Raw genomic sequence first — 13,096 nt, forward strand, 5'->3', positions numbered from 1 at the left:
GCACTTGAAATCCTTGTCGAAGGCCCCATCTGGATGACATCCGCCGCCTTGCGCGGCCCAAGCCATCGACGTGGAGTTAGAAGACCATGAGTGTGGAGACTCAAAAAGAAACCCTGGGCTTCCAGACCGAAGTGAAGCAGTTGCTTCACCTGATGATCCATTCCCTGTATTCGAACAAGGAAATCTTCCTCCGCGAACTGATTTCCAACGCCTCCGACGCCGCCGACAAGCTGCGTTTCGAAGCGCTGGCGGCGCCTGCACTGCTGGAAGGCGGCTCCGAGCTGAAGATCCGCGTCAGCTTCGACAAGGACGCTCGCACCGTCACCCTCGAGGACAACGGCATCGGCATGAGCCGTGACGAGGTGATCGCACACCTGGGCACCATCGCCAAGTCCGGCACCGCCGACTTCCTGAAGAACCTCTCCGGCGACCAGAAGAAGGATTCCCACCTGATTGGCCAGTTCGGCGTGGGCTTCTATTCCGCCTTCATCGTCGCCGACAAGGTGGACGTCTTCACCCGCCGCGCCGGCCTCTCGGCCGCTGAAGGCGTGCACTGGTCCTCGAAGGGCGAGGGAGAGTTCGAAGTCGCCACCCTCGACAAGCCGGAGCGCGGCACCCGCATCGTCGTGCACCTGAAGAGCGGCGAAGAGGAATTCGCCGACGGCTGGCGCCTGCGCAACGTGATCAAGAAGTACTCCGACCATATCGCCCTGCCGATCGAGCTGCCGAAAGAACACCACGGCGAAGAGGCTCCGGCCGAGCAGGAGTGGGAAACCGTCAACCGCGCCAGCGCGCTGTGGACCCGCCCGCGCAGCGAGATCAAGGACGAGGAATACCAGGAGTTCTACAAGCACGTTGCCCACGACTTCGAGAACCCGCTGTCCTGGAGCCACAACAAGGTCGAAGGCAAGCTCGAGTACAGCTCGCTGCTCTACGTCCCGGCCCGCGCGCCGTTCGACCTGTACCACCGCGAGGCCCCGCGCGGCCTGAAGCTGTACGTGCAGCGCGTGTTCATCATGGACCAGGCCGACCAGTTCCTGCCGCTCTACCTGCGCTTCATCAAGGGCGTGGTGGACTCCAACGACCTGTCCCTGAACGTTTCCCGCGAGATCCTGCAATCGGGCCCGATGATCGACTCGATGAAGTCGGCCCTGACCAAGCGCGTGCTGGACATGCTGGAGAAGCTGGCGAAGAACGAACCCGAGCAGTACAAGGGTTTCTGGAAGAACTTCGGCCAGGTGCTGAAGGAAGGCCCGGCCGAAGACTTCGCCAACAAGGAGAAGATCGCCGGCCTGCTGCGCTTCGCCTCCACCAGCGACGACGCCGGCGAGCAGAGCGTGTCTCTGGCCGACTACATCGGTCGCATGAAGGAAGGCCAGGACAAGATCTACTACCTCACCGGCGAGAGCTATTCGCAGGTGAAGAACAGCCCGCACCTGGAAGTCTTCCGCAAGAAAGGCATCGAAGTGCTGCTGCTCACCGACCGCATCGACGAGTGGCTGATGAGCTACCTCAGCGACTTCGATGGCAAGGGCTTCGTGGACGTCGCTCGAGGCGACCTCGACCTCGGCAAGCTGGACTCGGAAGAGGACAAGAAGGCCCAGGAGGAAGTCGCCAAGACCAAGGAAGGCCTGATCGAGCGTCTGAAGTCCGCCCTGGGTGACGAAGTTTCGGAAGTACGCGTGTCGCACCGCCTCACCGACTCGCCGGCCATCCTCGCCATCGGCGAGCAGGACCTGGGTCTGCAGATGCGCCAGATCCTCGAGGCCAGCGGCCAGAAGGTTCCGGACTCCAAGCCGATCTTCGAGATCAACCCGGCCCACCCGCTGATCGAGAAACTGGATGGCGAGCAGGACCAAGACCGCTTCGGCGAACTGTCCCACATCCTCTTCGACCAGGCCGCCCTGGCCGCCGGCGACAGCCTGAAGGATCCGGCCGACTATGTGCGCCGGCTGAACAAGCTGTTGGTGGAGCTCTCCGCCTAACGGCTGGCTGTAACGAAAAAGGCCCGCATGTGCGGGCCTTTTTCTTTGGCGTGCCCTGATGGTCTGCGGATTCACTTGTAGGGGCGATTTCAATCGCCAAGGGCTGCGTAGCTGCCCCAGCAGCATTGCAGGCCGAACCTGCGGTCCGGTTGGCGAATGAATTCGCCCATGAGCAACGCGCCCGACCCGGAAATTCCCTGCAACTAACAGTGGGAGAAGGTGAATCCCTCATCGGGTCTAACCTTACCTCTCCCCACAGGCACAGGAGACTTTCCCATGAACAGATGGCTGCTGCCTCCGCTGCTCATTTCCCTCGCCGGGCCGGCCTCGGCCGTGATGGTCGTCCAGGCCGTGCCCTACGAGATCGACGGCAAGGCCTTCGAAGGCACCCTGGTCTATGACGATTCGGTGAAGACTCCGCGCCCCGGTCTGCTGATGGTGCCCAACTGGCTCGGTGTCACGCCGGCTGCCGCCGAGCAGGCGAAGGAAATTGCCGGTCAGCGCTATGTGATCTTCATCGCCGACATGTACGGCAAGGACATCCGCCCGGCCAATCCGGATGAGGCCAAGGCCGCCGCTACCGCCGTACGCGCCGACCGGCCGCTGATGCGCAAACGCGCCCAGGCTGGGGTGGAGGTGCTCAAGGCTCAGGGCCAGAAGGTTCCGCTGGACCTGGCCAGCCTGGGCGCCATCGGCTTCTGCTTCGGCGGTGGCAGCGTCCTCGAACTGGCTCGGTCCGGGGCGCCGCTGAAAGGTTTCGTGTCTTTCCACGGCAACCTGGACACCCCCAATCCGGCCGATGCCCGCAATATCCGCGCGCCGATCCTGGTGTTGCACGGCGCCGACGATCCGGCCGTGCCCAAGGCCCAGGTGGACGCCTTCAGCGCCGAGATGACCGCCGCCAAGGTCGACTGGCAGCTGGTCAGTTACGGCGGCGCGGTGCATTCCTTTACCGAGCGCGGGGCCAATGTGGCGGGGCGCAACGAATACCATCCCAAGGTTGCCGCACGGGCCTATCAGGCCATGAACGGCCTGTTCGACGAAGTCTTCACCAGCCAATGAGCGCGAGGTCACGCGCGATGCCGAGGGGCTAGGCCGGTAGCTCGATGCGGCTGGTCTCCCCCGGCACCACCGGCCAGTCGCCGGCGCCCCAGCGGCTGCGCGCCTGCTCGATCAGGTCCGGGCTGCTGGCGACGAAATTCCAGTTCATCCGTCGCGGGCCGTCCAGGGGCGCGCCGCCGATCATCACCAGCTGGCAGCCGCTGCAGGCCGAGAGGACGTATTCCACGCCCTCCGGCAGCACCACCATGCTGCGCGGCTCCAGCGGCTGGTCGTCCAGCAGCGCCTCGCCGTCGACCAGGTAAAGGGCCCGCTGCGGGTGCTCGCTGGGGATGGTCAGCGTGGCGCCGGTCTCCAGCTGCAGGTCCGCGTAGAGGGTAGGGGAGAGAACCGGCACCGGCGACTCCAGGCAGAAGCCGTTGCCAGCAATCAGGCGAATGCGTACGCCGAGGGATTCCTGCTGCGGCAGGCTGGCCGCCGAATAGTGGTTGTAGCTGGGTTCGCAGCCCTCCAGTTCGCGCGGCAGCGCCAGCCAGACCTGCAGGCCGTGGGCGCGGGAGCCGCTGGCGACCAGGTCGGCGGGGGTTCGCTCGACGTGGGCGACGCCGCGGCCGGCGGTCATCCAGCTGACGTCACCGGGCCTGACCCGCTGGTCCGAGCCCAGGCTGTCCTTGTGCTGCAATTCGCCCTCGAACAGGTAGGTGAGGGTGGAGAGGCCTATATGCGGATGCTGGCGCACGTCCATGCCGCTGCCGGGGGCGTAGTCCGCCTCCAGCATGTGGTCGAAGAACACGAAGGGCCCGACGCTGCGGCACTGGGCTGAGGGCAACGGGCGAAGGATGGGTTGCCCGGCGACCTCTTCGGCGCGTGGGCGGATGGTGAGGATGGTCATGCTGGAGCTTCCTGCGCGGGGTTTGCAGAAGCATAACCCTTCCGCGCCGGAAGCCCAGCCTGGCTCACTGGCTGAAGTCGCCTTCTGCGAGGCGGGTTTCGATGCTCACCTCCACTTGGGTCATCAGCTTGTGCAGCGGGCACTTGTCGGCGATTCGCAGCAGGGTGGCGCGCTGCTCGTCGGTCAGGGCGCCGCGCAGGGTCAGCTTGACGTCCAGGCGGTAGTGCCCCTTGCGCTCCTCGCTATCGTCGCGAGTGACGTCGACGTCTACGCCGGTCAGCGGGATGCCATTCTTCTGGGCGTAGTAGGTCACGGTCAGGGCTTTGCAACTGCCCAGCGCGGCGTCGAAGTAGTCATGGGGCTCCGGGTCCGCGCCGGCGCCGCCCAGATCCAGCGGCAGGTCGGTGAACAGCGGGGCCTTGCCGGCAAGCTCGATGCGCTGCCGGGTGCCGTTGGCGGAATCACGGGTGAGACGGATGGTCATGAATGGCCTCCTGGCCGAAGGGTGGGGGGAAATCCCAGCTAGGCTAGCGCAAAGGGAGGTTGCCGGGCAGGCGATTGCCAGGCTGAACGCCGAGAGGTGAATGGCGGTCTACAGTCCCCCAGCCCATCCCGGGAGGAGTTGCCTTGAATCCACTGAGGACCTGTCTCGCCGCACTGCTACTGGCTGCGACCATGCCCGGTGAAGCCCGCGACTACCGCTACAGCGACGCCCATCTGCATTACGTGGACTTCTTCCAGGAAAGCGATGGCATGCGGCCCCTGCTGGAGGCCATGGAGAAGGGACGCATCGATCACGTGATGATCTCCGGCGTCCCGGTCGCTAAAAAGTGGCACGAGGACGAGCCCAAGCGCCCGCGTTACTACGCCGGCGACGATGCCGGTGCGTACTGGTACAGCGCCACCGATGTGCTGGTGGCCGCCGCGGTGCGGCAGTTGCCGGCCGAGCAGCGTGGACGCTTCCACCCCTTTCTCAGCGGCTTCAACCCCAACGACAAGAATTCCGACGCCCATATCCGCCGCATGCTGGAGCTGGACCCGGGGCTCTGGCAAGGTATAGGCGAGGTGTTCACCCGCCACGACGACCTCACTGCGCTGATCGACGGTGACACGCCCCGAGCCAACAACGAAGCCATGAGCCGCATCTACCACCTGGCGGCCGAATACGACCTGCCGGTGCTGGTGCACTCCAACATCACCAGCCAGCGCGAACGCAACCCGCTCTACCTGCAGGAAGTGGAAGAGCCGCTGCGCAATCACCCCCACGTCCGCTTCATCTGGGCCCATGCCGGCACCAGCATGGAAATCCACCGCCACCAGAAGAGGCTGGACTTTCTCCTGCCCACCCTGGGGCGCCTGCTGGAGGCTTACCCGAACCTCTACATCGATTTGTCCTGGAGCGTGCTGCGGCCCTATCTGCTGGACAAGGACGGCAAGCCCGACCGCCAGTGGCTGGAATTGGTGGAGCGCTACCCCGAGCGCTTCATGCTGGGTTCCGATGTGGTGGGACGCTTCGACGGCCTGGGCGACTACCTGACCGCCTATGACCCCTTCCTCGACGCCCTGCCGCAAGCGGTGGCGCGCAAGGTGGCGCGGGACAACTTCCTCGCGGTGCTGCCCCGCCGGCACCAGGCGCTTCAATAGGAATCGGAGGCCAGGCGGGGAGGGCCGCCTGGGCTCCTGTGAATTCGCCCCTACAGGACTGTGCCGAAGGTGAGCCCGAGCGTCACCCCTACAGGAAGTCCAGGAAGCGCTTCAGCCCACGGGTCGGCTGCTTGTCCTGGTGAATGGCGCGATAGAACACGCGCTTCAGCGGGCCGCTGGGGGAGGGCAGGGTGCACAGCTGCCCGAGGGCGAGTTCGCTGCGCACCATCATGCGCGACACGCAGGCGATGCCCGCCCCGGCGATCACGCAGCGCTTGATCGCCTCGCCGTCGGAAACCTCCAGCAGCTGGCGCGGGCTTCCCAGCCAAGGGCCGATCAGGTGTTCCAGCATGTTCCGGGTGCCGGAGCCCGGTTCGCGCATGATCCAGCGAGCCTTCGCCAATTCCTCCGCGGTCGGCTTGGGCTGCCGGGATAGCGGATGGCTCGGCGCGGCGATCAGTACCAGCTCGTCTTCCAGCCACGGCCGCACATCGATGTCCGGGTGCTGCACCGGCCCTTCCACGAAGGCCACGTCGACCGTGAAGTTGCACAGCGACTCGACGATGCGCTCGGTGTTCTCCACCTTCAGTTCGAGCCGGCTGTCCGGCTCCGCCTCGAGAAAGGCTGCCAGTTTTTCCGGCAGCAGATAGCCGCCAATGGTGGTACTGGCGCCGATGCGCAGGTGGCAGGTGAGCTGCCGCTGGAACAGCGACTCCACCTCTTGGGCGCCTTCCAGGGTGGCCTGGGCATGGGGATAAAGGCGACGACCGTGTTCGTTCAGGACCAGGCGCTTGCCATGGCGATCGAACAACCGCGTACCGAGCTGATGTTCCAGGTCCTGCAGGGACATGCTGGCCGCCGACTGGGTGAGGCTGAGTTCCTTGCTGGCGCGGGTGACGCTGCCCAGGTCGGCGATGGCGATGAAGGTGGCGAGCTGGCGGAGCGTGATGCGGCATTGCATATCAGCATTCCTGATATGACCAATAAGAATAGGTTGCTTCGTTTAGGTTATATGCGACGGCAAGCTTGCGCTACCACAAGCGAGGTATCGCCATGCTAGTCCTGAGTCGCTCCGAACGTTCGCCTTTCTTCCTGCTTGCCGGAGTCGGGACCAGCTTTCTGCTGGCCGGATTGTCGCTCTGGCTATCGACCTCTGCGACGTTGCAGGGAACGGGAATCGGTGCGCTGACTTTGGCCATGCTGCTGGGTTTGCTGGCAGGGAACCTGACGTCTGAGCGCATCCACGACCTGCTCGGGGCTGGCCTGCAGTTCTGCAAGCAGCCGGTACTGCGCTTCGGTGTCGCGCTCTACGGCCTGCGCCTGACAGTCCAGCAGGTTCAGGCGCTGGGCGTGCAGGCCTTCGTCATCGATGCACTGCTGATTCTCTCCACCATGCGCCTGGCGATCTGGTTGGGTACCCGGGTCCTGCGCCTGGAGCGCGAGACCGCGATCCTGATCGGCGCCGGCCATGCCATCTGCGGCGCAGCGGCGATCCTTGCCAGTGCCGGCGTGGTTAAAGGGCGCAATGACCAGGTGGCCATCGCCATTGCCTGCGTGGTGCTGTTCGGCACCCTCGGCATGCTGCTCTATCCCTGGTTATTCACGCTCATGCCGACGCTCTTCGGCGACAGCCACGGCTTCGGTGTGTTCGCCGGCGCGACGCTGCACGAAGTCGCCCAGGTGGTCGCTGCCGGCCAGGCCATGGACCCGCAGGCCGCCGAGGCGGCGATAGTGGCCAAGCTCATTCGTGTCCTGTTGCTGGCGCCTTTCCTGCTTGGCCTGGGTTTCTGGCTGGCGCGACGGTCCGAGCCTGGCCGCGCTGTCGTTCCGGTTCGGGTTCCGCTCTTCGTCATCGGTTTCGTGGTCTGCATGCTGTGCAATTCCTGGCTGCCCCTGCCGCAAGGCCTGCACCAGGCAATGGTCGGCCTGGACGACCTGCTGCTGGCAGCAGCCATGGGCGCGCTCGGCTTCAGTACCCGTCTCGCCGACCTGCGCAAGGCTGGTCTCAAACCGCTGATTCTGGCCTTTGCCCTGACGGCCCAGTTGGTCATCGTGGGCGGTGCCCTGAGTTTCATCTGAGTGCGCCCGTGCGGGCCGGGGAGCGCAGCAAGTCTGTCACGAGGTTGTCATGGCCGCGTCATAACCTCGCGCCACCGTAAACAAGGAGCGCGACATGATCCCCTTTCGAATGACAGCACTCATGGCCCTCGGCCTGGTATCCGGTGTTGCCCTGGCCGATGTGCGGGTGGACGGGCCGGTGGAGTACGGCATCTTCGAAACCCAGTACAAGGATTACCAGCCCGGCGAGCGCGTGCTGACCCGCAGCGACCAGGCGATCCAGCCCACCGACGAGATCCCGGCCAAGCTGGGCACCAAGTTCGGCATGCGCTACACGCTGCTCGGCAAGCAGGATAAGGACACGCCGCTGACCCTGCTGTACCTCACCCCCGGCGTCGTCACCCCCGATGGCAAGCGCCACGACAAGTTCGTGGTGGAGCAGAAAATGGCGCCCGGCGCGCCGCTGGACGTGATGGCCTTCGAGTTCACCGAGCACTACGAAGTGGTGCCGGGCGAGTGGCACTTCATGGTCTTTCAGGGTGATCGCCTGCTGACCGAGCAACGCTTCACCGTCCGCTGATCCCGCGCGTCGCCGTGGCGCGCTATATTCGCTGGGTCTGAAACTGGCGAGAGGCACAGGCCCATGGCCGAACTGATCAGCATCCTGGTCGTGGATGACGACGAGGCGATCCGCGAACTGCTGCTGGACTACCTCGGCGGCCAGGGCTACCAGGTCCAGGCCGTGGCCGACAGCGTCCAGCTGCGGGCGCGGCTCGCCGAGGCACTGCCCGACCTGGTATTGCTGGATGTCGGCCTGCCCGGCGAGGACGGCCTCAGCCTGGCGCGGTTCCTTCGCGAGCATCACGACCTGCCGGTGATCATGGTCTCCGGCGCCGGTACGCCGCTGGACCGCATCGTCGGCCTGGAGGTGGGCGCCGACGACTACCTGGCCAAGCCATTCGACCCGCGCGAGCTGCTGGCGCGGGTCAAGACCGTGCTGCGGCGCTACCGCCGTGCGCCGGCCAGCGCCGCCCAGCCGGAACCGGAACCCGCCAGTGCCTGCCTGCAGCTCGGACTCTGCCGCCTCGATCTGCAGAGCCGCCAGCTGTTCGACGCCGCGGGCGAGGAAATTCCCCTCACCGCCATGGAGTTCGACCTGCTCCAGGCCTTCGCCCAACGCCCCAACCGGCCTTTGTCCCGGGATCAGTTGCTGAACCTTACCCAGCACCGCGACTGGAACCCCTTCGACCGCTCCATCGACATCCGCATCGCCCGCCTGCGGCGCAAGCTGGAGCAGGACCCGGACAAGCCACAGATCATCCGCACCGTGCGCGGCGTGGGCTATATGTTCGTGCCGGGCTGAGGACCGGTGTAGGGGCGAATTCATTCGCCAAGCAGTCCGAAGGACTGCCCCGTGGCGGCGATGGGGCAACTGCGCCGCCCTTGGCGAATGAATTCGCCCCCACAAAGGCAGCGCTTTGTTTCAATTGTTTCAATCGCCGCCAAGCCCCTCCGGCCGGGGGCTGGCTGTCTCTATACTCAGGCTGTCCGCCCAGCCCCCGGAGGGCCTATCGGTGAGCCAGCCCCTGACCAGCCGCCTCAAAGCCGTCAGTATCGAAGAGCACCGCCTGCGCCAGATAGTCGACAACAGCAGCGCGGTAATCTACGTGAAGGACCTCGACGGCCGCCTGCGCCTGGTCAACCGTGCGTTCGAGCGGCTGTTCAAGGTGCGCGCCGAGCAGGTGCTGGGGCGCACCGACCATGACTTCTTCCCCAAGGAAATGGCCGATGTGCTGCGTGCCAACGACCTGCGCGTGGCCCAGCTCGGCCATGAACTGGAGTTCGAGGAGCAGGTGCCCATGGCGGGCGGCATCCGCACTTACCTGTCGAGCAAGTTCCCGCTTTTCGACAGTGATGGCCGGGTCAGCGCCATCTGTGGCATTTCCACCGACATCAGCTCGCGCAAGACCCTGGAAGAGGTGTTGCGCTTCGTCGCCCTGGGGGTGTCCGCGGCCACCGGCAACGAGGTGTTCGAGGCCATCGCGCGGTACATGGTGCGTTCGCTGAACGCCGATTTCGCCTTCGTCAGCCGCATCAGCGACGAGGGGCCGCACTGCCTGACCACCCTGGCGCTCTACTACGACGGCAAGCTCCACCCGAACGCCACCTATGGGCTCAAGGGCACGCCCTGCGCCGAGGTCTTCGGCCGCAGCTTCCATTTCGTGCCCCGCGACCTGCAGTGCTCCTATCCCAATGACGAGGTGCTGAGGGCGTTCGGCGTCGACAGCTACGCCGGCTTCCCGCTTTTCGCCAGCGATGGACGGCCCCTAGGACTGATCGCGGCCGGGCGGCTCGGGCCGATGAGGGACCGCGACAAGGTGGAGTCGGTGCTGCGCATCTTCTCCGTGCGGGCGGCGGCGGAAATCGAGCGGCTGGAGGCCGAAGCCAGCTACCGGGCGATCTTCGATACCTCCGAGGACGCCATCTTCGTCCACGACATCGACAGCGGCGCCCTGGTGGACGTCAATCCCAAGGCGTGCCGCGCCTACGGCTACAGCTACGAGGAAATGCTCAAGCTGGACATGGACGCCTTCAGCGCCGGCTATTCGCCCTACACCGGCAAGGAGGCGACCGGCTACCTGACCCGTGCCGCGGCTGGCGAAATGCAGCGCTTCGAGTGGCACCGGCGCAACCGCGACGGCAGCCTGCACTGGGACGAAGTGCTGCTCAAGCGCGTGGCCATCGGAGGCATCGACCGCATCCTCGGCATCACCCGCGAGATCACCCAGCGCAAGGAGGCCGAGCAGGCCCTGCGCGCCAGCGAGCTGCAGTACCGGGCCATCACCAATACGGCGCTGGACTGCTTCATCAGCATGGACGAGGCAGGAAGGGTCCTGGCCTTCAATCCAGCGGCGGAGGAGTGCTTCGGCCTCAGCCGCGAACAGGCCCTGGGCCATTCGCTGCTCAAGCTGATCATCCCGCCACGCTTCCGCGAGTCCTACGAACGCGCCCTGGAGCATTACCTGATGACCGGCCACGGCGCCTTCCTCGGCAAGCGCATGGAAGTGGTGGCCCAGCGCGCCGACGGCCGCGAGTTCACCGCCGAGCTGGCGTTGACCCAGGTGCCGGGTGACGAGGGGCCGCGCTTCATCTGCTACCTGCGCGATATCACCGAACGCACTCAGGCCGAAGAGGAGCGCGCGCGCCTCGAGCAGCAGCTGCGCCAGGCCCAGCGGATGGAGGCCATCGGGCACCTGACCGGGGGCATCGCCCACGATTTCAACAACCTCCTGACCAGCATGCTGGGGTACACCGTGATGGCCCAGGAGCTGGCGGAGCAGGGCAGCGACGAGCGCCTGAACAAGTACCTGACCCGGGTGCAGCGTTCGGCGGAGAAGGCCCGCGACCTGATCCAGCAGATGCTCACCTTCAGCCGTGGCAGCCGCGGCAAGCCCCAGGTGGTGGCGCTGGACCAGCTGCTCGGCGACTTCATCCGCCTGGTGGAGTCCACCTTGCCGGCCACCGTCGAGCTGGAGGTGCGCCTGGACCATGACCTGCCGCGGGTCCTGGCCGACCCGGTGCAGCTCGAGCAGGTCCTGATGAACCTCTGCATCAATGCCAGGGATGCCATGGGCAGCGTCGGCCAGTTGCGCGTCAGCCTGGGTCAGGAGGAGTTGGAGGGCGTTTGCGCCTCCTGCCAGCAGCGGATCAAGGGCAACTTCGTCGCGCTCACCGTCAGCGACAGCGGGCCGGGCATCGATCCGGCGCTGCGGGTGCAGATCTTCGAGCCGTTCTTTTCCACCAAGGCCAGCGGCCAGGGCAGCGGCATGGGGCTGTCCATGGTGCACGGCATCGTCCACGAGTATGGCGGCCATCTCCACCTGGACAGCGCGCCGGGGCGCGGCTCCACCTTCAGGGTGCTGATGCCGGCCCACAGCCTGGCGGTACCGGGCCCGGTAGAGCAGGGCGTCTCGAGCGCCGAGCGCCAGCCGCTGCGTTCGGCCCTCTTTGGCCGGGTCGCGGTGGTGGACGACGATGCCACGGTGGCCGAGTTCATGGGTGAACTGCTGGAAGGCTGGGGCCTCGCGCCGGGCATCTTCTGCGACGCGGAGCAGGCCAGCCAGCTGCTCTGCGCCGATCCCTACGCCTGGGATTTCGTCATTCTCGACCAGAGCATGCCGCGCCTGTCCGGCCTGCAACTGGCGCGGCGCCTGCTGGCGTCCCGCGCCGACCTGCCGATCGTGCTCTACACCGGCTTCAGCGATTCGCTGCTGGAAAGCGAGGTGCAGCAACAGGGGGTCAAGGCGCTGTTGACCAAGCCGCTGAACCAGCAGCGCCTGCACCAACTGTTGCATGCCTGGCTGGGCACTCCGAAGGCGGGATACAAAGCAGAAACAAACTGAGCGCTGCCAGCCATCGGGCTGATACAGGCCGGGGCCAAGCTGGTGTCCAAGGCGGAGCGATGCCGCCGACCAGAACCTCAGGCAGGAGCGCATCATGTTCAACTATTCCAAGCGCATTTCGATCTTCATCTACGGTCTGATCAGCTACCTGATCTTCCTCGCCACCTTCGTCTACTCCATCGGGTTCGTCGCCAACCTGCCGTTCGCCCCGCGCACCCTGGATGGCGATCCGCGCCTGCCGTTCTGGACCGCCCTCGGGATAGACGTGCTGCTGCTGGGCCTCTTCGCCGTCCAGCACAGCCTGATGGCTCGTCCGGCCTTCAAGGCCTGGTGGACCCGCTGGGTACCGCCGGTCGCCGAGCGCAGCACCTATGTGCTCTTCTCCAGCCTGGCGCTGGTGCTGCTGTACAGCTACTGGCAGCCGCTGGGCGGGGAGATCTGGAACATCGAGAACCGCTCGGGCCGGCTGGTGCTGGGCGCCACCTTCGGCTTCGGCTGGGCCCTGGTGTTCTACGCGACCCTGCTGATCAACCATTTCGACCTGTTCGGCCTGCGCCAGGTCTGGCTGAACCTGCTGGGCAAGCCCTACACCGCGCTGGAGTTCAAGACTCCCGGGGCATACAAGCTGGTGCGCCACCCGCTGTACCTGGGCTGGTTCCTGTGCTTCTGGGCTACCCCGACCATGACCGCCACGCACCTGCTGTTTGCCGTGCTGACCAGCATCTACATACTGGCGGCCATTCAGCTCGAGGAGCGCGACCTGCTGCGGGAACATCCGGAATACGCGGATTACCGGCGCCAGGTGCCCATGTTGCTGCCGCGCGTCGGCCAACGGGGCAAGGAAGGGAGCGGCCGCGAGGCGGCATGACAGCTCCATGAAAAAGAAGGGCGCCCATAATGGCGCCCTTCTTGCGGTTGGGGATTCCAGTCTGTGGGAGCGAGTTCACTAACAGCGGCTCGTAGTCGTCCTGCATCCTCGCCAGGTCGGCGAGTATGGCGTCCATCTGCTGTACAAGTGCTTGCATGGTGGCCAGGTCCCGGGCCAGGACGTGGTT

Annotated in this window: 11 protein-coding genes; 8 read left to right on the forward strand and 3 right to left on the reverse strand. The window is 65.6% G+C overall.

Annotated elements, in window-relative coordinates; translation table 11 throughout:
* Positions 1–86 precede the first annotated feature (86 nt).
* Positions 87–1,985: a molecular chaperone HtpG gene (htpG, locus tag E8F12_RS12930; protein WP_280325645.1), complete on the forward strand. Its 1,899-nt coding sequence runs from the start codon at positions 87–89 to the stop codon at positions 1,983–1,985.
* Positions 1,986–2,261: 276 nt separating this feature from the next.
* The gene (locus tag E8F12_RS12935; RefSeq protein ID WP_280325646.1) at positions 2,262–3,047 is read left to right on the forward strand and encodes a dienelactone hydrolase family protein; all 786 of its coding nucleotides are present in this window, start codon (positions 2,262–2,264) and stop codon (positions 3,045–3,047) included.
* A gap of 28 nt (positions 3,048–3,075) precedes the next feature.
* Here E8F12_RS12935 and E8F12_RS12940 read toward each other — a convergent pair whose 3' ends face one another.
* Both E8F12_RS12940 and E8F12_RS12945 read right to left on the reverse strand, forming a co-directional pair.
* Positions 3,076–3,936: a pirin family protein gene (locus E8F12_RS12940; RefSeq protein ID WP_280325647.1), complete on the reverse strand. Its 861-nt coding sequence runs from the start codon at positions 3,934–3,936 to the stop codon at positions 3,076–3,078.
* A gap of 64 nt (positions 3,937–4,000) precedes the next feature.
* Complete coding sequence (locus tag E8F12_RS12945; protein WP_280287335.1) at positions 4,001–4,420, reverse strand: OsmC family protein; 420 nt, start codon at positions 4,418–4,420, stop codon at positions 4,001–4,003.
* 191 nt (positions 4,421–4,611) lie between these two features.
* Here E8F12_RS12945 and E8F12_RS12950 point away from each other — a divergent pair, with 191 nt between their 5' ends.
* Positions 4,612–5,580, forward strand: a complete 969-nt coding sequence (locus tag E8F12_RS12950; RefSeq protein WP_280325673.1) for an amidohydrolase family protein — start codon at positions 4,612–4,614, stop codon at positions 5,578–5,580.
* An 88-nt stretch (positions 5,581–5,668) separates the two neighbouring features.
* Here E8F12_RS12950 and E8F12_RS12955 read toward each other — a convergent pair whose 3' ends face one another.
* Entirely contained in the window at positions 5,669–6,541 is an 873-nt protein-coding gene (locus E8F12_RS12955) for a LysR family transcriptional regulator (protein ID WP_280325649.1), read from the reverse strand.
* A gap of 92 nt (positions 6,542–6,633) precedes the next feature.
* On the opposite strand from E8F12_RS12955, the gene E8F12_RS12960 reads away from it, so the two are divergent.
* The 5 genes from E8F12_RS12960 to mddA all read left to right on the forward strand — a co-directional run bounded on the left by E8F12_RS12960 (position 6,634) and on the right by mddA (position 12,909).
* Positions 6,634–7,659, forward strand: coding sequence for a putative sulfate exporter family transporter (locus E8F12_RS12960; protein ID WP_280325650.1), 1,026 nt, complete (start codon positions 6,634–6,636; stop codon positions 7,657–7,659).
* 94 nt (positions 7,660–7,753) lie between these two features.
* Positions 7,754–8,218 (forward strand): DUF3859 domain-containing protein, encoded by a 465-nt coding sequence (locus E8F12_RS12965; RefSeq protein ID WP_280325651.1) that lies wholly within the window; start codon positions 7,754–7,756, stop codon positions 8,216–8,218.
* A 63-nt stretch (positions 8,219–8,281) separates the two neighbouring features.
* Complete coding sequence (locus E8F12_RS12970) at positions 8,282–9,001, forward strand: response regulator (RefSeq protein ID WP_280325652.1); 720 nt, start codon at positions 8,282–8,284, stop codon at positions 8,999–9,001.
* 211 nt (positions 9,002–9,212) lie between these two features.
* Entirely contained in the window at positions 9,213–12,041 is a 2,829-nt protein-coding gene (locus tag E8F12_RS12975; protein ID WP_280325653.1) for a PAS domain S-box protein, read from the forward strand.
* 94 nt (positions 12,042–12,135) lie between these two features.
* Entirely contained in the window at positions 12,136–12,909 is a 774-nt protein-coding gene (gene mddA / locus E8F12_RS12980) for a methanethiol S-methyltransferase (protein ID WP_280325654.1), read from the forward strand.
* Positions 12,910–13,096: the final 187 nt, after the last annotated feature.

It is taken from the genome of Pseudomonas sp. BN102 (assembly GCF_029871245.1).
In the GTDB taxonomy this organism is placed as follows: domain Bacteria; phylum Pseudomonadota; class Gammaproteobacteria; order Pseudomonadales; family Pseudomonadaceae; genus Metapseudomonas.